28 protein-coding genes are annotated in these 24700 nt (G+C 36.9%); 10 read left to right on the top strand and 18 right to left on the bottom strand.

Going from position 1 to position 24700, the window contains the following annotated elements:
• Positions 1–34 precede the first annotated feature (34 nt).
• On the bottom strand, positions 35–1465 hold the full coding sequence (locus K8B81_RS01570; RefSeq protein ID WP_223678384.1) for an exonuclease domain-containing protein: 1431 nt from the start codon (positions 1463–1465) through the stop codon (positions 35–37).
• A gap of 281 nt (positions 1466–1746) precedes the next feature.
• Here K8B81_RS01570 and K8B81_RS01565 point away from each other — a divergent pair, with 281 nt between their 5' ends.
• Both K8B81_RS01565 and K8B81_RS01560 read left to right on the top strand, forming a co-directional pair.
• Positions 1747–2403 carry a YciE/YciF ferroxidase family protein gene (locus tag K8B81_RS01565; protein ID WP_223678370.1) on the top strand — a complete coding sequence of 219 codons (657 nt, stop codon included), beginning with the start codon at positions 1747–1749 and terminating at the stop codon, positions 2401–2403.
• A gap of 97 nt (positions 2404–2500) precedes the next feature.
• Positions 2501–4009, top strand: coding sequence for a DEAD/DEAH box helicase (locus K8B81_RS01560; protein WP_223678368.1), 1509 nt, complete (start codon positions 2501–2503; stop codon positions 4007–4009).
• Between the two features lie 72 nt (positions 4010–4081).
• Here the strand turns inward: K8B81_RS01560 and K8B81_RS01555 are convergent, their stop codons facing one another.
• Positions 4082–4552, bottom strand: a complete 471-nt coding sequence (locus K8B81_RS01555) for a hypothetical protein (protein ID WP_223678366.1) — start codon at positions 4550–4552, stop codon at positions 4082–4084.
• A 107-nt stretch (positions 4553–4659) separates the two neighbouring features.
• Positions 4660–4962, bottom strand: a complete 303-nt coding sequence (locus tag K8B81_RS01550; protein WP_223678364.1) for a hypothetical protein — start codon at positions 4960–4962, stop codon at positions 4660–4662.
• Positions 4963–5187: 225 nt separating this feature from the next.
• Between K8B81_RS01550 and K8B81_RS01545 the strand changes: the two genes are divergently transcribed.
• The gene (locus K8B81_RS01545) at positions 5188–6237 is read left to right on the top strand and encodes an endonuclease/exonuclease/phosphatase family protein (RefSeq protein ID WP_223678362.1); all 1050 of its coding nucleotides are present in this window, start codon (positions 5188–5190) and stop codon (positions 6235–6237) included.
• 135 nt (positions 6238–6372) lie between these two features.
• Here the strand turns inward: K8B81_RS01545 and K8B81_RS01540 are convergent, their stop codons facing one another.
• Positions 6373–6597, bottom strand: coding sequence for a hypothetical protein (locus tag K8B81_RS01540; protein WP_223678360.1), 225 nt, complete (start codon positions 6595–6597; stop codon positions 6373–6375).
• Between the two features lie 512 nt (positions 6598–7109).
• Here K8B81_RS01540 and K8B81_RS01535 point away from each other — a divergent pair.
• Together K8B81_RS01535 and K8B81_RS01530 are read left to right on the top strand one after the other, a co-directional pair.
• The gene (locus K8B81_RS01535; protein ID WP_223678358.1) at positions 7110–7673 is read left to right on the top strand and encodes a Crp/Fnr family transcriptional regulator; all 564 of its coding nucleotides are present in this window, start codon (positions 7110–7112) and stop codon (positions 7671–7673) included.
• A gap of 173 nt (positions 7674–7846) precedes the next feature.
• Entirely contained in the window at positions 7847–8236 is a 390-nt protein-coding gene (locus tag K8B81_RS01530) for a RidA family protein (RefSeq protein WP_223678641.1), read from the top strand.
• 201 nt (positions 8237–8437) lie between these two features.
• Here K8B81_RS01530 and K8B81_RS01525 read toward each other — a convergent pair whose 3' ends face one another.
• The 11 genes from K8B81_RS01525 to K8B81_RS01475 all read right to left on the bottom strand — a co-directional run bounded on the left by K8B81_RS01525 (position 8438) and on the right by K8B81_RS01475 (position 17081).
• On the bottom strand, positions 8438–8896 hold the full coding sequence (locus K8B81_RS01525; RefSeq protein ID WP_223678357.1) for an RNA methyltransferase: 459 nt from the start codon (positions 8894–8896) through the stop codon (positions 8438–8440).
• Between the two features lie 120 nt (positions 8897–9016).
• Entirely contained in the window at positions 9017–9418 is a 402-nt protein-coding gene (locus K8B81_RS01520) for a response regulator (RefSeq protein ID WP_223678355.1), read from the bottom strand.
• 4 nt (positions 9419–9422) lie between these two features.
• The gene (locus K8B81_RS01515) at positions 9423–10676 is read right to left on the bottom strand and encodes a sensor histidine kinase (protein WP_223678353.1); all 1254 of its coding nucleotides are present in this window, start codon (positions 10674–10676) and stop codon (positions 9423–9425) included.
• Between the two features lie 2 nt (positions 10677–10678).
• The gene (locus K8B81_RS01510) at positions 10679–10978 is read right to left on the bottom strand and encodes a circadian clock KaiB family protein (RefSeq protein ID WP_223678343.1); all 300 of its coding nucleotides are present in this window, start codon (positions 10976–10978) and stop codon (positions 10679–10681) included.
• A 3-nt stretch (positions 10979–10981) separates the two neighbouring features.
• Positions 10982–11275, bottom strand: a complete 294-nt coding sequence (locus tag K8B81_RS01505; protein WP_223678337.1) for a circadian clock KaiB family protein — start codon at positions 11273–11275, stop codon at positions 10982–10984.
• Between the two features lie 2 nt (positions 11276–11277).
• Positions 11278–12960: a circadian clock protein KaiC gene (gene kaiC, locus K8B81_RS01500; RefSeq protein ID WP_223678335.1), complete on the bottom strand. Its 1683-nt coding sequence runs from the start codon at positions 12958–12960 to the stop codon at positions 11278–11280.
• Positions 12961–13263: 303 nt separating this feature from the next.
• Positions 13264–14076 (bottom strand): SDR family NAD(P)-dependent oxidoreductase, encoded by an 813-nt coding sequence (locus K8B81_RS01495; RefSeq protein WP_223678333.1) that lies wholly within the window; start codon positions 14074–14076, stop codon positions 13264–13266.
• A 102-nt stretch (positions 14077–14178) separates the two neighbouring features.
• Positions 14179–14769 (bottom strand): TetR/AcrR family transcriptional regulator, encoded by a 591-nt coding sequence (locus tag K8B81_RS01490; RefSeq protein WP_223678327.1) that lies wholly within the window; start codon positions 14767–14769, stop codon positions 14179–14181.
• Between the two features lie 127 nt (positions 14770–14896).
• Positions 14897–16486 carry a ribosomal protection-like ABC-F family protein gene (gene abc-f / locus K8B81_RS01485; RefSeq protein ID WP_223678325.1) on the bottom strand — a complete coding sequence of 530 codons (1590 nt, stop codon included), beginning with the start codon at positions 16484–16486 and terminating at the stop codon, positions 14897–14899.
• A gap of 186 nt (positions 16487–16672) precedes the next feature.
• The gene (locus K8B81_RS01480; RefSeq protein WP_223678323.1) at positions 16673–16924 is read right to left on the bottom strand and encodes a DUF7218 family protein; all 252 of its coding nucleotides are present in this window, start codon (positions 16922–16924) and stop codon (positions 16673–16675) included.
• A 16-nt stretch (positions 16925–16940) separates the two neighbouring features.
• Positions 16941–17081, bottom strand: coding sequence for a hypothetical protein (locus K8B81_RS01475; protein WP_223678321.1), 141 nt, complete (start codon positions 17079–17081; stop codon positions 16941–16943).
• A gap of 258 nt (positions 17082–17339) precedes the next feature.
• On the opposite strand from K8B81_RS01475, the gene K8B81_RS01470 reads away from it, so the two are divergent.
• The 5 genes from K8B81_RS01470 to K8B81_RS01450 are packed head-to-tail and all read left to right on the top strand — an operon-like array spanning position 17340 to position 22308.
• On the top strand, positions 17340–17807 hold the full coding sequence (locus tag K8B81_RS01470) for a (2Fe-2S)-binding protein (RefSeq protein WP_223678319.1): 468 nt from the start codon (positions 17340–17342) through the stop codon (positions 17805–17807).
• Positions 17808–17827: 20 nt separating this feature from the next.
• On the top strand, positions 17828–18442 hold the full coding sequence (locus tag K8B81_RS01465) for a hypothetical protein (RefSeq protein ID WP_223678317.1): 615 nt from the start codon (positions 17828–17830) through the stop codon (positions 18440–18442).
• Between the two features lie 27 nt (positions 18443–18469).
• Positions 18470–20632, top strand: a complete 2163-nt coding sequence (locus tag K8B81_RS01460) for a molybdopterin cofactor-binding domain-containing protein (protein ID WP_223678315.1) — start codon at positions 18470–18472, stop codon at positions 20630–20632.
• Positions 20633–20689: 57 nt separating this feature from the next.
• Positions 20690–21697: an XdhC family protein gene (locus K8B81_RS01455; RefSeq protein ID WP_223678307.1), complete on the top strand. Its 1008-nt coding sequence runs from the start codon at positions 20690–20692 to the stop codon at positions 21695–21697.
• A gap of 17 nt (positions 21698–21714) precedes the next feature.
• A complete protein-coding gene (locus K8B81_RS01450; RefSeq protein WP_223678305.1) occupies positions 21715–22308 on the top strand; it encodes a nucleotidyltransferase family protein in 594 nt (197 codons plus the stop codon).
• A 2-nt stretch (positions 22309–22310) separates the two neighbouring features.
• On the opposite strand, the gene K8B81_RS01445 is transcribed toward K8B81_RS01450, so the two are convergent.
• From K8B81_RS01445 to K8B81_RS01435, 3 genes are all read right to left on the bottom strand, one after another.
• Positions 22311–23885 (bottom strand): Na+/H+ antiporter, encoded by a 1575-nt coding sequence (locus K8B81_RS01445; RefSeq protein ID WP_025572714.1) that lies wholly within the window; start codon positions 23883–23885, stop codon positions 22311–22313.
• 66 nt (positions 23886–23951) lie between these two features.
• Positions 23952–24449, bottom strand: coding sequence for a 4'-phosphopantetheinyl transferase family protein (locus tag K8B81_RS01440; RefSeq protein WP_223678303.1), 498 nt, complete (start codon positions 24447–24449; stop codon positions 23952–23954).
• Complete coding sequence (locus tag K8B81_RS01435) at positions 24446–24700, bottom strand: acyl carrier protein (protein ID WP_025572717.1); 255 nt, start codon at positions 24698–24700, stop codon at positions 24446–24448. Before K8B81_RS01435 ends, K8B81_RS01440 begins: the two co-directional genes overlap by 4 nt.

Below are 24700 nucleotides of genomic sequence, written 5' to 3'. Positions count from 1 at the left end.
ATTCACATATTTACAATACAATAACGGGATTATGCTATAAGCCGTGAATAAAATCAGCTTCATCTAATGATATGGAGATGTTTTTAAGATTCTTTTTTGGAAGTCTTCCCTTAAAAACTTTTCCAGGATATTTCTGGGCGTAACTATTAATAAGATGCATAATATACTGATTGCTTATATAAGGTGTTACATAATCCTTTACCTCAGACGGATCCGCAAATCCAATATCGGATGCAACATAGCCCATACCATAAAAATGCCCGTTTTCAACCCAGATACAACTGCGTTCGGTTGCAGAACGGCCTTTATCAAGAATAGCAAAGCTGGATCTGCTGCTTAGCAAATAATCAATTGCACTTTCTATTTTTTCATTATGTGTCTGCACTTCGGGCAAAGGCGTACTATTGTCCGGAAAAATTTCTCCAGCAGTAGTGATGCCGTACTTGCAAAACCGATTATCAATTTCAAACTCCTGTTTCAGGCTCATAAGCATATTTATGCCTTCATGAACGGTATTGAAATGTTCAATGCAGGTTTGAAACTTGCTGAGTTTTCCGGTAACTAAATATTTATAACCGCTTCGGGCTTCATACTCATACAATCCGTATTTGGGTTCGAAACGCTTTAATGCCCTGTTGTAAACCGGCCAGAGCTTTTTTATTTCAGTACATTCGAGCAATAAAGCCATAAGCTCCGTAGCACAGACTTCAAAAGATATGGCATGAATATCCCGAAGAAAATGCTGTCGCTGGGGCGTGATTTTATGACCGCTGAAATGTGACGCAACACGCTTTTTTAAATTGATTGCTTTTCCAACATAGATTACCTTGTTTACCTGATTATAAAAATAGTAAACACCTGGTTTTTCTGGTAAAGCGTCAAAATCTTCAGGAGGCAGGTTAGGAGGTAAGCGCTGGTCCAGTGCTGTGTTTTTAATCATTTTTTGCAGATGACCATCAGCATCCCATTCTAATAACCGGGAGAATAGTATGGCTGTAGCATCTGCGTCTCCGCCGGCACGGTGCTGGTTTTGTAACGGAATATCCAATGACTTGCAAAGATTTCCAAGACTGTACGATTTATATCCCGGGCGGATTTTTCCGGCTGCACGAACGGTACATAATTTTCTTGCTTTCCATTTAAATCCCGATTTTTCCAGTTCATGACGAACAAAAGTATAATCAAAATTCACATTATGGGCAACAAAAATACGGTCTGTAAGGAGCTCAATCACTTTCTCAGCAATATCATCAAAAACGGGCGCACTCCGTACCATTTCGTTATTAATTCCGGTCAAAGCAAAAATAGGAGCCGGGATTTCCTTTTGAGGATTGACCAGTGTCTCAAAACGATTAATAATATTTTTACCATTATGGATAATAATAGCAATTTCTGTAATTCGGCTGCCACTGGCATTCCCGCCTGTGGTTTCAATATCTACGATGGCATATTCTGTCTCTTTCATCTTCTGTCACAACCGGAAGCCTGATCTGTCCGGGGAATGCAAAATTAAGTCAGAAGAGACTAATTTTGATGCAGTTGTAGTTCTAAATTGTAACAAAAGTCATTTTTCTTATAATGTAAATAGGTAAGCAGAAAGCATAGAAGTCTTTTGTGCCATAAGGTAAATTTCATTTATTCACAATAAAAAGGTAAAGATTTGAATAGTGTAAGTATTTAAAAAATTTCTGTAAAGTAAATTCAGTAGGTACAGGTAAATTTGGATATACTTAAAAATTAATTATTATGAAAACCGCAGAAAAAAATACCACAGCTACAAAAGCTAAAACTACAGCAGCAAAGAAAACTACGGCTACAAAAGCCAAGAAAGCTGCTTCAAAAAGTAAATCAGCAACAGCATCAAAAACAAATGCCGCAGGAGTTGTAAAAGCAAAATCATCTGCAGCAGATGGATTAAGAGAATTGTTTATAGATTCGCTTAAAGATATTTACTGGGCAGAAAAAGCGTTGATCAAAGCATTGCCTAAAATGGCAAAAAATGCTACTTCTGAAAATCTGATTAAAGCGGTTAACGAGCATTTAGCGGTAACCGAGGAACAAAAGGAAAGACTGGAAAAAGTATTTTCATTAGTTGGGGAAAAACCGGTTGCTAAAAAATGTGATGCGATGGAAGGTCTTATTAAAGAAGGCGAAAGCATCATGGAAGAAACCGAAAAAGGGCCTGTTCGTGACGCCGGAATTATTGCTGCTTCCCAGAAAATAGAGCATTATGAAATTGCTACTTACGGAACATTAGCTGCTTTTGGCGTTACTTTAGGTGAAGATGACGCAGTACTTTTACTGGAAAAAACACTGGCAGAAGAAAAAGAAGCCGATACGCTATTGACTGAGGCTGCCTACAACACAATCAACTTTGATGCTGCCGAAGAGGACGAGAAATAATAATCTCTGACATCAAAATCATTTAAAACCTGTATTATGTAATGATACAGGTTTTTTTCACTTAATACAGAGATAGAAGATTAAGACAGCACCTAACATGGAAAAAACACTACAATCCAAAACATCATTTTACGGGTATCAGGAAAGGGATATTGATGCTATTTTTGAGGAAATTGCCACTACATCAAGAAACAGGCTTTTATACCAATTGCCAACTGGCGGCGGAAAAACCGTTGTATTTTCAGAAATAGCCAGAAGATTTATAGAACAGTTCAATAAGACCGTTGTGATCCTGACACACCGAAAAGAATTATGCACCCAAACTTCGGCTACACTCAAAAAGACAGGAGTCGAAAACCGAATCATCAGCAGTATAAGCAGTAATTTCAAGACAGACTGCAATTGTTATGTGGCGATGGTAGAAACATTGCGAAACAGAATTAAATCCAAAAAAGTAAAGGTTCAGGATGTGGGTCTTGTGATTATTGACGAAGCGCATCATAATTCTTTCCGGAAATTAATGGGCAGTTTTAAAAAGGCTTTTATAATTGGAGTAACGGCAACTCCTTTTAGTTCTGATGTTTCAAAACCAATGAAAAAACAGTACAACTCACTGATAACAGGAGAAGATATCGCGTCCCTGATTGCGAATGGTTTTCTGGCACAGCCACAATCTGTTGCTTATGAGGTAGAACTGAACACCTTAAAAACCGGAATTCATGGGGATTATACAGTAAGTTCTTCAAACGAATTGTACAGTTCACCTGCTATGCTTGATTTATTGCTTCAGGCTTATACAGAAAATGCTAAAGGCAAAAAAACACTCATTTTCAATAATGGTATTGAAACTTCTCTAAAAGTATGCGAAGTTTTTACAGCTTCGGGTATTGCCATCAAGCATCTGGACAATAAAACGCCGAATCAGGAGCGGAAAGAAATTTTGCAATGGTTCAAAAGAACAAAAAATGCTGTACTGACTTCGGTTTCGATTCTTACCACAGGTTTCGATGAGCCTGGGATACGGAATGTCATACTCAACAGGGCAACAACATCCATAACCCTTTACCATCAAATGATTGGACGCGGATCCCGAAAGCTTGCTTCAAAAAAAGCGTTTAACATTATTGATCTGGGTAATAATATCCAGCGATTTGGTGAATGGCAGGAGCCGGTGGACTGGAAATTTGCCTTCGAACATCCTGAAGCTTTTGCAAAACAAATGCAGTACCAGCCGCTTTCCGGATCTTCGGTACAATCTCATGCGCTTTCAGCCGAATTAAGAGCGATGTTTCCTAAAACACTTGAAATGACGTTTGATATCGAAAGCTATTATCAGGAAGCTATTGATACCGATAAGAAACCGAAAACAGTCATTCAGCAATCCGTGCGCCAGCAGGCTAAGATGTGTCTGGAGAATGCCGAAACACTGACTCAGGCAATTTCCCTTGCTGAAGCATTAAAGCCTGAAATCGAATGGCGCGTAAAACAATATGTAAAATGTCTGGATAACGCCAGTAAAAATTATAAGGAATGGCTGACGGAAGATTACCAAAACCGGCTGAAAGGGCTGATTATAAAATTATATCCAAAATGGCATTCTGAGTAAATCAAAGTAGGCAGTACTTAATTATCTTTATACTCCCTTATAATCAGGGTATTTCTATTTTTATACTGCTTTTTAATAATTAACTTCCACCCTGAATTTTCCAAAATAAGGATTTTCAGCCATTTGCGAATGCCCAATTATTAAAACGTGGTTTCCTTTTTGCTTGAGCGGAATTTTTAAATCGATTCCAAACGGACCGTCTGAGGTTTGATCGGGAAAAATAATCTGGCTGAAACGGATGTTCCCTTTGCCTGATGGTGTAATTATTTTTGCATTCAGTTCACCTGGATTTTCATTTTCAAAAACAACATATATTTTCTGATGAATGGAATCTAAAACGCCTTCAGCTGAAAAGAAACCTTTTTCATTTTTGTTTTGCATGTAAATTGTATCACCATTTTGATTATTCTCCTGATCTTTTTTTTCTGCTGTGATTTCATTTGTAGAAACAGGATCCGAAGGATAAACAGTATCTTTTTTATTTTCTTTTTCCTGACATGAACAGAAGAAAACAGCTAATATAGTAAGTAGTGAAACTTTCATAACATTTTTTTTTAGTAAGCCTCTCAAAATGTAGTGTTTTGAGAGGCTTTATTAAATAATAATTTGAATTTAAGATGGTGTGAATTTTCAATTTGATACTTATAAAACTAATCTATTTTATAACCGTCATCAGCAAATGTATCGGGTTCGGTAATTTCTTCCTGATCGTAATTTTCCTCTTCTTCATTTTCATTTGGATCTTCCTCTTGTTCATCATTTTCATGAAAATCATTTTCAAAATCATCAAGATCAAGTGAGTTCGAGAATGCCGTATCCAGATTTTCATTTTCGGCAGGTTCAGTAGCTTCTTCTTCGCTATTTTCCTGTTCGTATTGATCAATATAGCTTTGATTGTCGGGGTTGAAATTATAATCGTCCTGATTGTAATTTATTTCGTTATCTGTTGTCATAATCGTATGTTTTAAGGGTTAATTTATTTTAAGTATTGCTTTTTTTAAGCCTAGCAATTTTCTAAAATTAACAACAAGCGTACTGTATTTCTTTATACGATTCTTTGAATTGCTTACTTAATTATCATTTATATTTTAGCTGTGCTTTATGCCGTATTTATTGCCAATTAGTAAAAAATAGGTTATCTTACAGTAATATAATATTCAATTCTTGAATCCTGGTTTATGCAGTACTTTTTCTTTGTCCTTTCTATTATATTGGTAATTATTACTTTTATTCCACTCATTAAAAATGAATACTGGATCTTTCGGGTTTGCGATTATCCAAGACTTCAGAAACTGGTTCTTACGACTATCTGCATTGTATTTCTTGCATTTTACAGTAGAGGAAAGGAGTATGATTTTAATGATCTGCTTTTGCTTATCATGGTTGTAAATGCGTGCTATCTTTTAAGACAAATACTGCCTTTTACAGGACTGGGAAAAAAACACGTGCAGCGCATTACAACTGAAATACCCGAAAACGGATTCAGTGTCATGATTAGCAATGTGTATCAGTTTAATACCAATTATAAAGGCTGTCTGGAAGAAATCCACAAAGCAAATCCGGATGTCGTGCTTTTGCTGGAAACCCACGCTGTCTGGGAAAAAGAAACGAACGCACTCGAAGAACATTTTCCGTTTTATAAAAAAGTGCCTTTGGAAAATACGTATGGCATGTTGTTGTATTCTAAATTAGAACTTCTAAATACCGAAGTAAAATACCTGGTCGAAAACGATATTCCTTCTATCCATACCCAAATTATTTTGCCTGGCGGACAAGCTGTTCAAATGTATGCCGTGCATCCTGAACCGCCAGTTCCTATGGAAAATCCAACTTCAAAAGAACGGGATAAGGAACTTTTATTAGTTGCCGATTTGGCCAAAGATTCAGACTTGCCGGTAATTGTGATTGGTGATCTGAATGATGTGGCATGGAGTTACACCACCGAACTTTTCCTGAAAATGAGCGGACTTCTCGATCCAAGAAGAGGGAGAGGCTTCTACAATTCTTTTCATGCGCATTATCCTTTTCTGAGGTTTCCTTTGGATCATGCTTTTATTTCTACGCATTTAAAGATCAGGGAAATGAAAAGGCTTGACAATTTTGGCTCGGATCATTTTCCTATTTTCATCAGCCTGCAATATGAAACGGCAGCCGAATTAGAACAAGACGAAATGCAGCCGGATAGCGAGGATATAGCTATCGCAGAAGAGAAGAAAGCTGCAGATTAAACCCTAAAATACCTGGTATAAAACAATAAAATCTTCCTAAGAAGATCTTATTGTCTTTTCTACCTGTGTAAGCGTATCGTTTTCTTACATTTTTAGTAAGTCTAAATTGCTATGCAATATTAAAATTTAGATTTACTAGCTATTGGTAGCAGCACTTCCGGAACTTCCAGCGCCTCCTGAATTATTATTGCCACCTTCTTCCTCATAACGGTTCGGATCTGTTCCGTCTTCATCGCGCTGGTCTTCCCAGTCTCCGGTGTTGGCTTCTTCGCGATCGTCATTGTTTTGTTCCTGGGAAAGTTGTGCGTGATAAGGGCATTTTGCTAGTTCTTCACTGGTGTAATTATTCGAGTTTTCCATGATTTAAATTTTTAAGTTATTAATAATCTTAAAAATAGTTGAACGGAGCTTTTCTATTTTATATCAAATGATGGATTTCTTACTAAATTAGCACTAATAAACTTTTCGGTATTCGTCAGTTCGAGTTTTTTTGTGTATAGCAATGGAACAAAAATGTATTGAGAACCGCTTTTAGGATAATTTTCTATTCTCAATACAATCATGATTAATAATTGAGATTCCCCGAACTGACGAAAATTAACCTTCAATAACCAGTTGATTTAAAATCGATATTTATAATTCAAATTGATCTTTATAAAATAAAATTATAATCAATACTATTCAGCAGTTAAAATGTAACTCTAGTCCAGGAATACCACTTTGTATGGCAGCAGAAGAAGGATAGAAGCTGTGTGAAATGTTTAATTCTTCTGTAAACATTTAAAAAGATAAGCAATCGACATATTCATAAATGCTTTATTTTTGCTTTAAACAGATGAGCTAATCCATCTATTATTCGCAAACCTTCTTGTATGCACGAAAAATTAAGGCAACATATAGAAAAAACAGTACCTCTTACAGATGATGAGTTTGCTTTTGTAAGTACTCATTTTACTCCTAAAAAATTTAAAAAACACCAATTTATTATACAGGACGGTAATACAGTAAAGTATTCTTATTTTGTAATTTCCGGACTTTTAAAACTCGTTCATACAGATAAAGGGGGAAAGCCGCACATTGTTTCTTTTGCGATGGAAGAGTGGTGGGAAAGTGATTTTTACGCTTTTTTTACGCAGACCGAAGCCACATTATCTTTAGAATGTTTAGAAGATACGGAGGTTTTGTGCTGTACGCTCGAGGATTATAACAAACTATGTGACGGTCTGCAAAAAATGCAGCGTTTCTTTCTCGAAAAAGCCAATTTTGGTTTTCTGGGTTCTCAACGCCGAATCATTTCATGGCTTACTTCCAACTCCAAAGAGCGTTACGAACAACTGATCAAACAATATCCGTCCCTGATGCAGCGCGTTCCCAAAAGTCTGATCGCTTCTTATTTAGGTGTTTCGCGCGAAACCTTAAGCCGTTTATCCGCTTAGTGTGATATAAATCACTTGATATTCGTGATGTATGTCAAGTGTGGATTTATGGATAATGGAGAACTTTGCTTTGTCAATTTTAAATAGCAGTTATGAAAAAAATCACGACGATTTTAGCTGTCATAGTATTCACAATGGTGCCCGGAAGGGCACAAAATAAAAAAGCAAAGCAAATGGAAAAACACATCACAAATCCGTGGAAATGGCAGGATGAACGCAGTTATGTTCAGGCTGTCGAAGTAAAACAGCCGGCAGGAACTTTATATGTTTCTGGTCAGGCAGCAGTCAATGCTGATGGAACTTCAAGTACCGGGGACATGAAATCTCAAATTGTTCTGGCGCTGGAAAATCTGGAAAAGGTAATTACGCAGGCAGGTTACGAACTCAATGGAATCGTCAGACTCAATATTTATACGACTTCGGCAGCGGAACTTTGGCCTCATTTTTCTCTTTTTCAGGACTGGACTTCCAGGCACGGCATCAAACAAGCCTCAACTTTAATAGAAGTTCAAAGTCTTTTTGAAACGCTAAAAATCGAATTTGAAGCTACGGTTGTAAAATAATGTAACGCGTTGGGTATGATTATTAAAAACGTCAGTTCGTGTTTTTTTGTGCAGAAAAACGGAACAAAAAAAATGTATCGAGAACCATTGTTAATGATGAATTTCTGTTCTCGATATGATCCAATGAAAAATCAGAATCGATTAACTTACCAAAATTATCATCAAAAACTAATTATACCCAACGGATTATTCCATTATAAATCAAGAACGTGGCTTAGGCAAATTCCGGTCGTACATCACAATGGTTCCTGCCACTGCGACGTTTAAGCTTTTCTCAGATTTGAATTTCACCAGATGATGGCATTTTTCCATTGTTTTTTTTGGTAAACCATGATCTTCAGCCCCTAAAAGGTATACACAGCGTCTGGGATGTTCAAAGATTTCTAAGTCTGAAGCGTTTTCATGTAATTCCACACCAACCAATCGCGCTCCTTTGGGTAAGTTTTCAAAAAAAGCTTCGAAATTCTCATAGTGAAAATACGGAATCGCTTTTACTGCATCATGGGTATCACAGGCTTGTTTGGCATATCGATTTCCTATGGTAAATATAAAAGTAGCCCCTAAGTTTTGAGCCGACCGCCACAAAACACCTAAATTCTCAGGTGTTTTACCGTTGTGAATTCCGATGCCAAAGTATTCATTTGTAAAATTATCATTCATGGGGCAAAAGTACAAAGTGTTAGTGTCTTTGGCAATTTTTTATTAGGACGGCACAGGAAGTAATCAGCTCCTAAAAAACGAGATTTTTTCTTTCGGAAAAATCTCGTTTTCATATTATTTTTAATCTGAAATTATGCTCAGAATTGTTTTTGGAATCTCTTCAAAAGCCTCGAAAGAGTAGGGCTTTATGAGATACGCTTTAACGCCCAGTACGTCGCATTTTTGTTTGTAAGATGGGTTTATGCTGGTGGAATAGACAAAGCAGGGAATATTTTTAAGTTCGTGATGGTTTAAAATTTCCTGCAGGGCTTCTATACCGTTGCGTATGGGCATGTTGATATCGGTCAGGATAACATCTGGTGTTTCGTTGGTAGTATCTTTCAGAAAATTAAGCAATTCTTCGCCATTGGCTACGAGGCTTACTTTTCCAAAGTCCGGATTGTTGTTAAAAGTTTCGAAGATTACATCTGCATCATCATTATCATCTTCTGCAATTATGATATGTAAGTTTTTTTGAGGCATTATATTAAATTGGAAAATAAATGGTAAATGTTGTCCCTTCATTCAGTTTGCTTTCGACAGTGATTGTCCCGGAATGGTTTTCCATAATTTTTTTACAAATTGCCAGGCCTATACCGTTTCCTGAATATTCGTTTCGGGCATGGAGTCGCTGGAAAATAGTAAAAATCTTAAGCAAATGACCCGAATCCATTCCGATTCCGTTGTCTTTAATCTGAATCCTTACAAATTTAGGGTTTTGATTTGGTATTTCCTCATCTAAATCATCAACCTGATAAATTTGTATCTCCGGCGGAATAGCTGCTTTGGAATATTTAATGGCATTGGAAATCAGATTCGCAAAAAGCTGTCGCATCTGAACTGCGGAAACTTTTAATACCGGCAGTTTTCCGATTTCGATATGGGCATTTTTGTCGGTCATACTTACTTCCAAATCTTCTAAAACTTCAGAAATGATGGTCTTTAAATCAACTTCTGTATGCTCTTCGTGTTTGGTATGCGATGAGTACTTAACCAAATCATCCACCAGTGAATTAAGACGTAAAACGGATAATTTGATCACATCCATTGATTTTGCATCAATTTCTGTTAAGTAACTTCCGTCTATTTTACTGTTGTGCATGAGGATTTTGCGCAGCGGCTCTTTTAAATCGTGCGAAATCACGTGAATAAATTCTTCGAGATTACTATTGATCCGGTTGAGTTCTTTGATTTTTCCTTGGAGCGTCTCCTGATTTTTGATGAGTGTTTCTTCGTGATTTTTCTTTTCGGTCAGATCGATTACCACGATACCAATGGCTTCAACAGAAGGCTCCAGATCTGTCATGGAAATATAAGACGGAAATGTAGCAGGGTGGCTGTTGGTTTTAAAAAGAATTTCATGTGTACTGACCCCATATTTTAAAGCTTCAATAAGCGTGGCAAACAGCCCGCTATTCTCAAAATATTCCTGAATATAATTTCCTATGATCTGCTCCGAAGGAATATTTACCAGTTGGGCAAAATAATCGTTGCAATATAAGATCAGTCCGTTTTTGGTAATACTCAGCGCGCCCTGTCTGAATTTTTCGACCAGGAGTCTGTAGGTGTAATCCGCTGTTTCAAGCGAATAAAGCTGCGGAATCCCATTATTGTTGACCACGAGCGCATCAACGCCACCTTCTCTTATAGCTTCAATAATGCTATTTGATTCATCAAGTCTTTCTTTTAATGACTCAATTTCTGCTAATAAGGAATTTATATTTTTATCTTCTGTTATCAATTCTATTCCCTTAAATTAAGTATTTTCAAAACCTTGTCCTCGTCTGACAAATCACCGAGAATAATTCGTCTTGGGGCAGGATGTGTTTTTATTAAAGTTGGTATCGCTACAATCTGATGTATGACTGCCTTTTCTGTATCCCGGCTGATATCTACAATCTCCAGTTCATAATCATTCTGAAGATATTGGTCACATATCCGGCGTAAATTTTCAATTGCATGTCCTGATTTAACAGACATACCCGAAACAAAAAGTAGGAACTTATGTCTGGATGAAGCGGTTTCATCAGTTGAATTGTCCATTTTTTAAACTTTTAGGGGTTTGATATTAAGCCCTACAAGTACTCTTTCTTCATTAGAAAGATCGCCAATAATCTTGCGAATAGGTTCCGGAAATTTTCTTACCAGTGTGGGCACAGCCAAAATCTGATCGCCTTCTGCCAATTGCGGATTTTTAAGCAAATCGATAATTTCGATGCTGTATTTCCCTGCCAGATATTCTTCGGCATACTTTTTTATATTCTCTAATGCCTTGATCGATTTTGGCGTCTGACCCGCAACATAAAGCAATAACTGCCATTCGGCTACTTCTTTTTTCATACTTATTCCTTTTTTTTCTTCGAAGTCAGTTTTTCATATAACTCTTCCGTTGCTCTCAGAACACTTAATTCCTCCTGAGCCGATTCAAATTCGTTTCTAAGTGCTTCGATATTGGCTTCCAGTACTTTGCGCTTACGTTCAATTTCCCTGTCTTTCCTGCTAATTTCATTCTGATGCTTCAGATCAGACAGTGTTTTCTTCATTTTATGCGATTGTCTTTCACTGCCGGTAAGAATTCCTTTTGGACCTAATTCGACATCCAGCAATTCGATTCCTTCATTTGTAATTACAAATTCCCTTACCTTATTAGAATGCCCCATCCCTCTGGCTTTAACGATAAAAATGCCGCGGTTTCTTTCCCCAATTCCTTCCATATCCCTAACCGTAATCCAGATATCAACTAACGAAGATACAGATTCTTCGGCAAGATCAGGCCTAAACTCATCAGTTCGTTTATTTAAAGACGTAAAAAGTGCCGTAATATTGTGCGCTTTGAGCATATCGATCAGTCTTACTAACATCGAACGCACTTCATCCTGGCTTCCAACAGTTATCAAATTACTGATAGGGTCAATAATGATAGTGGTAGGTACATACTCCTTAATTAATTTTCTAAGGGTAAGTAAATGCAGTTCCAGTCCGTTAAGCGAAGGACGTGATGAATGAATTTGTAAAGTGCCCTTTTTGATATGCTTTTGAAGATCTATCCCTATTGATTTCATGTTCCGAATGAGTTGCTGCGGAGATTCTTCAAACGCAAAATAGATCGTTTTTTCGTTCTTTTCGCATTGTTCATTTGCAAAGTAAGAGGCTATAGTGGTTTTAGCAGTTCCGGCTGTACCGGATACTAATATATTACTGCCACGATAAAATCCGCCGCCTTTAAACATTTCGTTTAACCCGGGAACTCCTGTTGAAACCACGTCAGAACTAACTTCATTATCCAGTTTTAAAGAAGTGATAGGAAGTACTGAAATGCCATCTGTATCTATCAAAAACGGATATTCATTCGTACCATGTGTAGAACCCCTGTATTTTACAATTCGGAGTCTTCTGGTAGAAACCTGATCAATTACACGATGATCCAGAACGATTACACAGTCTGAAACGTATTCCTCCAGTCCCTGGCGTGTCAGCGTTGCTTCTCCGCGTTCTCCGGTAACTATCGCAGTTACCCCTTTGGCTTTAAGCCAATGAAATAAACGTCTCAATTCGGCACGAAGAATAGCCTGATTATCAAGACCGCCAAATAAAGACTCTACAGTATCCAGAACTACTCTTGTCGCCTTAATAGAATCGATAGCGTGACCAAGTCTGATAAATAAGCCATCCAGATCGTATTCGCCTGCTTCTTCAATTTCTGATCTTTCGACCCGAACATGATCTACTATCAGTTTTTTATCTGCTTTAAGTTTCTCAATATCAAATCCTAAAGACTTCACATTTAAAGTAAGATCATCAGAAGGTTCTTCAAAAGACATAAAAACCCCTGGTTCGTTATATTCGGTAATTCCTTTAATTAGGAACTGCATTGATAATAATGTTTTTCCACAGCCCGCGCCGCCACAGATCAGGGTCGGGCGGCCTTTAGGAAAACCACCGTTCGTAATATCGTCTAATCCGTCAATCCCTGTAGGGGATTTAGGAAATATAAATTGCTGTGATTTTGCTTTTTTGTATGCCATACTAATTCTATTTTCTCAAATATACGTTTTCTTACAGAATTATCAATTAATTATTATTAAAGATTTAACAGCTACAGGGTGAAAATATGAGTTTTTTTATTAAATTTAACATATAAAGCGATAAATTGATTAATAATTACCTCATAATCCTAGGTAATTTAGCATTCTTTTTATAAAAAAAATAATAGTGAAGTAAATCCGGAAAATCAGGAGGGGTTTTGTTTCTTACATTTTATAAATAAAAAAACGGGATTATTCTTTTGTAGAACAATCCCGTTTAGTAAACCTAAAATCAGAATATAATTATCCGTGTGCTGCTACAGAAACATCAGCCCATTCTTCCCATGTGGCCAGTTTTTGTTCATAGGTTTGTTTAGCGAATGGTAAAGCTACTTTTCCTAAAAACAGGCGTAGGGGAGGGTTTTGAGCTTCAACCAGTTTAAGGATAGCCGGAACAGTAGCACTTGTTTTTCCGAAAGAGTCAGGATTATGTCCCTCTGCAATAGCTTTTTTCAGTCCGTCATATGCTTCGATACTTTTACTGTTAAATCCTTGTCCCCAGATATCAGTAGCATAACCATTTGGTTCAACCAAAGTCACGTTGATACCGAATTGTTTTACTTCAGATGCCAGCGTTTCAGTAAGACCTTCAACTGCAAATTTAGATGCATTATAAATTCCTAAATTGGGTAGGGCAGCAATTCCTAAAATAGACGAAACCTGAATAATATGACCACTTTTTTGATTTCTCATAATCGGCAAAACTGCCTGAGTCAGCCATAATGTTCCAAAAAAATTGGTTTCGAATTGCGCTCTGGCTTCACTTTCTGAAGCTTCTTCCACAGCTCCGTTTAAAGCATATCCCGCATTGTTAATCAGAATATCTATTTTTCCGAAATGCTGATGTACTTGCTGAACAATAGCAAACGAATCTTCACGATTGTTGACATCGAGTTTGAGAGGTAAAATTGCGTCTCCGTATTGTGTTTTTAAGTCGGCTAGGGCATTAATATTTCTGGCTGTTGCCGCTACGTTGTATCCTTTTGCTAAAAATGCTTCTGTCCAGGCTCTTCCGAATCCTTTTGATGCTCCTGAAATTAAAATTGTTTTTGACATGATGTTTATTGTTAAATGTTTTTTGTGATAAGTGAAATGTTATTTATTGTTAATATCGATGTTATAAAAATGACCTTTCGGTCATTTTTTTGATAAAAAAAATTAGAGGGTGTTTTCCTCAATTATTGATTTTAAAGTTTTTATGATGATTTGCATTTTATCTTTTTTACCTGACATTCTTGCCATTAAATGACCGCCTTCCATCATGGCGAAACAAATGGTTCCAAAATCTGAGGCATTCCAGGTAAGTTTAAATTCTTTGTTGGCAATTCCTTTATTAACAATACTTTCGACTAATTGCTGATTGAATTTGATTCCACCGTTTACCTTTTCTTTTACAATAGGGTTGGTGTCGTCAGCTTCAGTTCCGAAATTCAACAACGGACAACCGCCAATAACAGGTGGTTCAACCGGATTGTTGAAGAAATCAATATAAGCAAATAGCTGTTCTCTTGCTGTTTTTGCCTTACTGATTGCTGCCATCAATTTATCTCCCAGAACTTTCATGTTGTAGTCAACCGCAGCACAGGCGAGGACTTCTTTATTTTCAAAATGAACGTACATACTTCCTTTAGACAATTTGGTAGCTTCCATAATATCACTCATAGCAGTTGCTGCAATCCCTTTTGTATTAAAGATCGGAGCTGCCTTTTCTATAATAAATTGTCTGGTTTCTTCGCCTTTTGTTGCCATGATAATTGTCTGTTGCTTGTATGTTCAGATGAATTACAATGCAAATATATGACCAATCGGTCATATATTTGCATAATTTATGATTTATTTTTGAAAATATTTTTTTAGCTCTTTACCAAATGTATCCTTAACCCAAATAAATACTGCGATTTACAGCAATGTGATCTAAAAATAAGTCATCATGTGAAACTACAATCAATGTCCCTTGATATTCATTTAAAGCATCGGTTAATATTTCTATATTCTGTATGTCCAGATTGTTTGTAGGTTCATCTAAAATGATTACATCAGGTGCCTGATTTGCAATCGTTAAGCCGCAAAGCATCAGGCGCATTCTCTCCCCGCCGCTTAAATAACTGCACGGCTTGTTCCAGTCTGACCGGGTAAATAAAAACCGATTCAGCCTCATTTTGATGTCGTGTTCTTCTAAACCAGAATTATTGCTTTGTTGTGCCTGTTCGTAAACAGTTAAATGTGTATTGATTAAAGAATAATCCTGATCGATATAAATCATTTCGGAGTCGGCTGTTTTTAGAATCCCTTTTGTGGACTGAAGTTCTTTTAAAATCAGCTTTATCAGCGTTGTTTTTCCTGAACCGTTATTTCCTTTTACAGCAATCCGTTCACTACTAATAATTTGAAAATTTAAATCTGTTCTCCAAATCCACTCTTCATTATAACTGTAATTAACTGATTCGGCTGTCACAAGAATCTTTCCTTTGTGTAATTGTGAATGGTTCAGACCAAATTTCATTTTATCCAGACTTGAAACTTCATCACGCAATTCACGCAATTCCTGTGAGATACCGCCAATTTTTTCAGCATGCACACTTTTGGTCCTGGAAGTGCTGTTTTCGGCTTTATTCTTTAAAGTATTCATCATAATTCGGGCGACTCCGGCTTTTTCCTGTTTCTTTTTCCCTTTCGAATCAGACTTTTGTTGTCTCTCCAAGGTTTCCCGTTGTTTTTCTTTGGCTTTCTGAAGCGCTTTTTCTTTCGAATGAATATCATGGGCTAATGCCTCTTTTTCAATATACTTGTGTTTTTGGTAAAAATCGTAATTGCCTCCGTAGGTTTTGACTCCGTTTGCTTTTAATTCATAGGTAACATCAAGCAGATTCAATAGTTTCCGGTCATGGCTTACAATAAGCATTGCAGCTGAAGAATCTTTTATAAACTGATATAATAATGTTCTTCCTTCAATATCCAAATGATTGCTGGGTTCATCCAGTAGTATTAGTTTTGGCTGATGAATCATAATACCGGCCAGAAAAACTTTCGTTTTTTCACCACCACTCAAAAATTCAAGCTTTTGAGTTAGCTCTAAATCATTTAGATGCCAATACTTCAAGGCTTCATTGCAGCGCTCTTCGATAGTCCAGTCGTCATTCAGTACGTTTAAATTTGATTCATTTACACTGCCTTCCAGGATTTCATGCAAAGCAGTAAGTTTTGCATCAATCTGTAAAGCTTCTGAAATGGTCAGATGATTGTATTGCCCAAAAATCTGCGGGACATAATAAGGTTCTGTATCGACTTCCATTATTCCGCCTGAAGGAAATAATTCATTTGCGATAATCTTTAGTAATGTTGATTTTCCGGAACCGTTGTGGCCAACTAAGGCTATTTTGTTTCCGCTATTTACTGTTAAACCGATGTTGCTAAACAGCAATTCTCTATTAGAATGTGTATATGAAATGTTTTGCAGAATAAGCATAATTTCTTTCTTAAGCATTAATAAAATGGCAAAAACCAAAAGTCTGGCTTGCCGTCTTTATATCTGAAAGAAATTATTTATTCACATTTATGAAGTCTTTTATTTGAAAGCGCAAATATAGTGATTAAGTTAAAAAGTCGAAAGTCCAAAGTCAGAAAGTATAGCTTACGTTCGACTTTAACTTAATTAGTTATGACGTAATGCATTAATCAATTGCTCTTTAGTCATGTTGGATCTTCCTTTAATCCCAACTTTTACAGCTTCTTTGTACAGATCTTGTTTTGTCCTGTCATTGTAATCGCCAGCTTTGCCGCCTCTTTTTTCGGCTCCCTGACTATTGGCTATCCGCGCAGATTTTTGTTTGCTGTAACCTTTATCGTGTAATGCTTCGTATTGGTCCTTATCTTTAACTTGCGGACCTGGATTTTTTCCCGGCATAATCATCAGTTTTAAGTTATTTTTTCATCAGTACAGATTTTCTTGTTCCTATATTTGATTTCTCATTCGTTCTGGATGAAGTCGATTTGGTTCCCGCTTCTTTATTGGATGTTCTGGCGCTTTCTTCGACATTGGCTTTATGATGTGAAATATTCATAACTTGACATTTAAGTTAGATCACAAATCTAAGTCTGTTGAAAAGTAAAAGATTATACTATTGTTGTTTTTAATTATATTATTATTATTATTATTATTATTAGGATTTTATAATAAAAAAAATGTTTTCATCAGTTTAAAAACAACTCATTCAATAAGTTCTTTAGAACGATGTCAAATAACATCCTTCATTTATAATGTATGATTTTTTCGTAAATTAGGAAACGAAAAAAGACCACTTAAAAAAATAGACTTTACTATGATACAACTAACTGTAAATGGCAAAACCGAAAATCTGGATGTCAGCCCCGACATGCCGCTCCTTTGGGCCATCCGTGATACTTTGGGACTAACGGGAACAAAATTTGGCTGCGGTGTCGCACAATGCGGAGCCTGTGTAGTGCATCTCGATGGTGAAGCAGTTCGTTCCTGTGTGACCAAAATGAGCCGTGCCAAAGGAAAAAATGTAGTGACTATAGAAGGATTATCTCAAAACAATGACCATCCGGCACAAAAAGCCTGGCAGGAAATCGACGTACCCCAATGTGGCTATTGCCATTCCGGACAAATCATGTCAGCAGCAATACTTTTACGGGAAAATCCAAATCCTACAGATCAGGATATAGACGATGCCATGGCAGGTAACATCTGCAGATGCGGTACTTATCCGCGAATTCGTAAAGCCATTCACCTGGCTTCAGAATTGCAGAAAAAAAACAAAATCTGATAAGCAGTAATCAAAAAACTATGTCTACAAAAATTAAATTTATATGGATAGCCATAATGCTGGCCTCAGGTATCGGACTGGCATTTACTGTTTCGCAGAATCGGATTATTGAAAAAGAATACGTTTCTATTGTACCGGTAAAAAAAGACAGCATAGCGTCAGTTGCGGCATTTAAACTGGTCTATAAAGTTCTAATGAGTCCGCGTTGTGTCAATTGTCATCCAAAAGGGGATATTCCGCTTCAGGGAGATAATAGTGTTGTACACAGTATGCAACCCAAACGAGGCAAAGACGGAAAAGGTATGTATGCGATGAAGTGTGCCAACTGCCATCAGCCATCAAACAGCCACGGACTGCATACACCACCAGGAAACCCCGAATGGCATTTACCTCCTGCTGATATGAAAATGGTATTTGAAGGAAAAACTGCTCACGAACTAGCCAAACAACTCGTGAACCCAAAACTTAATGGAAATAAGGATTTACAGAAACTTATTGAGCATGCCGACGATGGTTTGGTAAAAGCAGGCTGGAACATGGGAAAAGGAAGAACCGCTCCGCCTTTAACGCATGCCGAATTTAAAAAAGCATGGATTACGTGGCTAAAAACGGGTGCTTATGCTCCTGCAAAATAACATTATCTTAATTTTAATGATTATCCGATGACTCAAAATAATAACATAGATACTACAAGAAGAAATTTCCTGAAACTTACCGGATTAGGAGGTGCTGCATTGTGTCTTGGATTTTACTTCCCGACAAATGGTGCACCGGTACTAGTAAGGCCTTCTGAATTAAGTGATTCAGAAATAGAATTATGTCCCTGGATTATTATCAATCCGTCAGGAAAAGTGACTATTGTAAATCACAGGGCAGAAATGGGACAGGGCTCTTATCAGTCGGTACCGCAAATTGTGGCTGAGGAACTTGAAGTTGACATGAAAGATATCAATGTCATCTTTGCTATTGGTAACGAAAAAAAATACGGCGGACAAATTACCGGAGGAAGTTCAACGATTCGTTCTGCATATAAAAAACTGCTCAAATTAAGTGCTGGTGCACGTGAAATGCTTATTACTGCAGCAGCCACAAAATGGAATGTTGCTAGTACTGACTGCTATGCAGAATCAGGACAGGTAATCCATAAACCATCAGGAAAAAAATTACATTATGGAGAACTTGCTGAGGCAGCTTCAAAACTTGAAGTTCCAAAAGAACCAAAACTGAAGAAAATTTCTGAATATAAACTGATTAGAAAACCTCTTCGAAGAATTGACACACCTCTTAAAACTAATGGTGAATTAATTTTCGGACTTGACAAGAGAATTCCGGGAATGCTATTTGCCTCTGTAGAACGTGATCCACGCTATCTTGGAAAAGTCAAAAGTTTTGATGCAACCGCTGCATTAAAAATTCCGGGTGTGAAACGCGTTTTTAAAGTTAACATGGGTTATTACGAGCATATCCGTGAAGGTATTGCGGTAGTGGCTACTTCAACCTGGGCTGCTCTTGAAGGCAGAAAACAGTTGAAAGTAGAGTGGGACAGTAGTGGTTTTAAACACTGGAGTACGCCTGAAATATTCGAAACCCAACATAATCTTCTTAAAACAGAAGAAGGAATGCCGCTTAAAACACATGGAAATCCAACCGAAGTATTATCTAAAACAGATAGGAAATTAGACGTTGTTTATCAAACTCCCTATCAGTCACACGTTGCGATGGAGCCAGTAAATTGCATTGCGCATCACAAAGGGGATTCAATTGAAATTTGGGGGCCAATACAAGCTCCAGGCTGGGTCCAGGATTATATAAGTAAAAAGTTTGCAATAGATAAAGAAAAAGTAATTGTAAATATGACTTTTCTGGGCGGTGGCTTTGGCCGTAAAGCTATGAACGACTATCCGTATGAGGCCGTAGCGGTTTCAAAGGAAATTGGCGGTCCGGTTCAGGTTGTCTGGACACGGGAAGATGATGCTACTTTAGGCCCTTTTCGTCCCGGAATTTCCTACCGCTGTGAAGGAACTGTTTCGAATGGAAAAATGGAAGCTTTAAAGTTTCGAATGGCGGGTCAAAACAATGGACACTGGAGTGGAGCCCCAAAGAACAAGCCTAATGGAAGTACCAGTGAAGGATTTTTAAAACCTTATTATGAAAGCGTAAAAAACGTAAGCTTTTCAGATGTTCTTTTTGAAACCAGTATTCCAACAAGTTTCTGGAGATCAGTATACGCTTCTACAAACGGATTTGCCTATGAAAGTTTCATTGATGAAATGGCACACGAAGCTGGAAAAGATCCGTTAAGTTTTCGTCGGGAGCATTTACAGGAAGGGCGCTGTCAAAAATTAATTGATAAAATGGAAGAAGTTTCAGGCTGGAAAAACCGTAAAAAAAATGAAGGATATGGCGTTGCTATTACAGAATGCTTCAATTCAACAGTTGGACAGGTTGTAAAAGTTTCCAAAAATCCTGCTGGAGGTGTTAGAATTGATAAAGTCTGGGCTGTCATGGATTGTGGCTGGTATGTAAATCCGGATATCATTCACGCACAGATTGAAGGTTCTATTGTCATGGGACTAGGTGCTGCGACAACACATCAGATTACATTCAAAGAAAATATCGTGGAACAGCATAATTTTTATGATTATCCAATGCCCCGTATTAATGAAATTCCTTCGATAGAAGTACACATTATGGAAAATGAAGAAGATGCAGGAGGAGTGGGTGAACCGGCACTTCCGCCTTTTGCGCCGGCATTAACCAATGCCATATTTGATTTGACAGGAAAACGAATCAGAACTTTGCCTTTCAGCCTTGAAAAAGTTTAATCAATTAGTAAATATTCAAATGCTGAGGGAAAAATTATTTCAAAAAAGGATTAAAGTATGATGCACGAATTATTAAAATTAAAAGAATCATACATTTTAGCACAGACAATCGGACTTAAAAGTGTTATGGCTACGGTTGTGGCTATTGAAGGCTCGTCTTACAGAAGACCGGGAGTTCGTATGCTGATTTTTGAAAATAATTCAATGACTGGAGCTGTAAGCGGAGGCTGTGTTGAAAATGAAATCCTCAAACTATCTCAGTCTGTATTTTTGGATCACAAAGCAAAAATCATGGTTTATGATGGAAGGTACCGAATGGGATGCGAAGGTATTCTCTATATTCTTTTAGAATCCTTTTCTCCTGATAAAGCTGTTTTAGATGCTTTAGAGGGTGTTGTGAAGAAAAGACAAACTCTGGAAATTGAATCTTTTTACACCAAAACAGAGGGAATTCAGCCGGGTTTGGGTTCCGAATTTCATTTCGAAGGAAAAAAAATTACCTTTTCCAATACTCAATTAGATAAAACATTACCTGTTTACAAACAAATTCTTCAGCCGCGCTTTCATTTAATTATCATTGGATCAGAACATGATGCTGTCCAATTATGTCATTTTGCCTCTTTAACAGGCTGGGAAGTAACAATTGTAGCATCTGTAAAAGATCCTAAGACGATTGCTAATTTTCCGGGTGCAAATCAGGTTTTACATTTGCTGCCTGAAGAAATTAGCACACTTTCCATTGATAGCGAAACGGCAGTTATTTTAATGACACACAGTTATTCAACCGATTTAAAGTTCCTCATCGGATTAAAAAATGCACAGCCCGCTTATCTGGGACTTCTGGGGCCGGTTAAGAGAAGAAATCAAATCTTAAACGATTTTTTTGAATTTACAGATTCTTATAATGAAAGTCTGTTGGATGTAACATATGGCCCATCGGGCATTAGCATTGGAGCAGAAACGCCTCAGGAAATTGCCGTCAGTATTATTGCTGAAATACTTTCGGTCGTAAGGAAAGAAGAGCCAATATCCTTAAAGTATAAAATTAATGCGATTCATTCTTAACTCATAACAGGAAAGTAATGAATCAAACTGCCATAGTAGTATTAGCCGCCGGTAATTCTAAAAGAATGGGACAATCGAAGCAGTTGCTGCCATGGAAAAATTCAACTTTATTAGGCAGTGTTATCGAAAATACATGTTTAGTTGAGGCAGTTGAAGTGTTTGTCGTCCTGGGCGCTTATACAAATGAAATTAAAGAAAAAATAGATTTATCGCGAGCCAATATTCTAATCAATGAAAACTGGCAACAAGGATTGGGGAGCTCTATAGCATTAGCAACAGCTGAAATAAATAAAAAATATCCGGATATTAATGCCATTTTATTTGTTTTGGCAGATCAGCCATTTATTAGCATTCATCATTTAAATACACTATTAGCACTTCATAAAAAAGAAAAAGAAGCCATTGTCATAACCCGAAAAGAAGATTACAGAGGAGTGCCGGTTCTTTTTCCAGGAAAATTTTTCTCAGAACTTACATTATTAATAAATGATGAAGGAGCTAAGCAAATTATCAACAGAAATAAAAGTGAGGTTAAGGAAGTTATTACGCAAGATAATATAGCTGATATAGATACATTTGAATCTTACAGTGAACTTTACAGAGTTAATTAAACTCAAATATATCTTAATTTTTCTTCTTCAATATCCAGATAATGCATTTGTCGCCTAATTATTGATTCGTCTAAAGTCTGATCCTCTTTATTTTTATTCACCAGCCATTCTCTCTGCTTATGTAACAAATCGAGGTAAATAACCTTGAGATCGGTGCCAATAGATTCATCATCAATTCCATTACTGTGCTGTTCCCATCTCTTGATAAGATATTTCAAAGGAGTGTTAGAGTCTAACTGATCGTTGTAATTCGTTTTTAAATAATGCAGCGCATATTGGGCCAATTCTTGTCGCAATTGATTGTAAGCTTCATCGCGGGGTGTCGGATCGTAAATATCTGTAAGCTTTATTTTTTTAATAAAATAAGGCAATGTCAATCCCTGAATTAATAAAGTCAAAAGAATTACGACGAAGGTGATAAACAAGATCAGGTTTCGCTGTGGAAAACCATTACCATTATTCAAATAAACAGGTATTGATAAGGCTGCAGCCAGTGAAACAACGCCTCTCATACCGGTCCAGCCGAGGATAAAAGGTACTTTCATGCCAGGATTTCTTGTATCGGCCACAGTAATAAAGTTGCGTGCAATTAAAGTTACAACTACAGCGCCGTAAGAGGAAAGTATCCGACTGACGATCAAAACGAGTGTTATTAATACACCATAACCAATTGCTGAAGGCAGGCTGACTTCTTCAAGGCCATTTGTAATCTGGGGCAAATCTAAACCGATTAGCATAAAGACGAATCCGTTCAGAATAAAACAGAAACTTTCCCAAACATTCACACCACGAAGGCGGGATTTGCTGTTAAGAAAACGATGTCTGTTGTTAGACAAAAGCAAACCTCCGCTTACTACAGCCAAAACACCTGAACAATGTACTTCTTCAGCAGCGAGATATATAATGTAAGGTGTCAGTAAAGATAAAACGATATCAGAATTGGCATCTGTAGGCAAATATTTATGAGCCTTCATAAAAAGCCATCCAATAAACAGGCCAATCGACACACCACCAATGATCATCCAGCTAAAAGTTGTCGCTGCTTTAGAAAATATAAATTGCTCCGTTGCCACAGCAATCATTGCGAATCTGAAAATTATCAAAGAAGAAGCGTCATTCAATAAACTTTCACCTTCCAAAATAGAGGATAAGGTTTTTGGTACTTTAACGAATTTTAAAATGGCACCGGCGCTTACGGCATCTGGCGGCGATACAATTCCACCCAAAACAAAACCCAATGCCATTGAAAATCCCGGAATAAAATAATTGGCAACTAACGCTACTGAAAGTGCTGACAGAAAGACCACTACAAAAGCAAAACTTGTAATAATTCTCCTCCAGCGCCACATTTCTTTCCACGAAACCGTCCAGGCCGCTTCGTATAACAAAGGGGGCAAAAAAATAAAAAAAATAAGTTCCGGATCTATCTTTATAAGAGGCACACCCGGAATAAAACTGATCACCAATCCGGCTAATACCAATAAAATTGGATATGCTACTTTTATTTTATTAGCCAGCATAATCAGTAATAAAATGACGATTAGCAGGCCCAGATAAAAAGGAAAATTCTCAAGCATTTTTTAGTTTCTATTCAGTTAAAAAAAACATTTTTTATTTAAAACTAATATTTAAATTTAGCTAATTCAAACAATAGTGACTATTTTTTCAAATCTACCATGATTGCTAACTGACACATTTTTAATTGGTTTACTACCGTTACTTAAATAAGGAATTCCATATTGATCTTTAAATATTCCTGTTTTTTTAATTTCAATTACATTGTTTAAATCACCATAGCGTCTAACTGCAATCGTATGTATACTGTCATCTACAATCGTGGATTTTGTATGATAAATATTTTCGCCACAATTCACCTCACCTGTAATGTAATCCCTGTCATCCGATAGAATTTTACAAATCAGTTTCTTAGGAATATACTCTCTTCGTTTTGTCTCGCGGTTATAGATTTTATATGCCGCTTCTTTCATACTCCAAAACAGCCATACCATAATTTCCGGATTAGAATCCTGTTGTATAAAAAACTGTTCTTCTGCGGTGAACAGTTTTTCCAGAAATCCTTTGCGCTGCCAGTTACTTTCCTGACGTGATTGCAATATATCTACCACGTCATTGCCAATCATTTTGCCGCTAATTTAGTTTCAATTATTTCGACTGCCGTTTTCACATCCAGCATTCTTTCCATGTCTGTATTATCAATGACAACGTCGAAATTTTCTTCAATATCAAGTACAATATCGACTAGATTAGCCGAATTGATTTCGAGATCTTTTATAAAATCTGTATTCTCAGTAAGATTATCATAAGCTTCATTATTAGCCGTATAAGGCTTAATAATAACTTTTAATTTGGCAATAAGTTCTTCTTTATTCAT

Source organism: Flavobacterium hibisci (assembly GCF_020026925.1).
GTDB classification, from domain to species: domain Bacteria; phylum Bacteroidota; class Bacteroidia; order Flavobacteriales; family Flavobacteriaceae; genus Flavobacterium; species Flavobacterium hibisci.
This window is presented reverse-complemented; position numbering and strand designations above follow the sequence as displayed.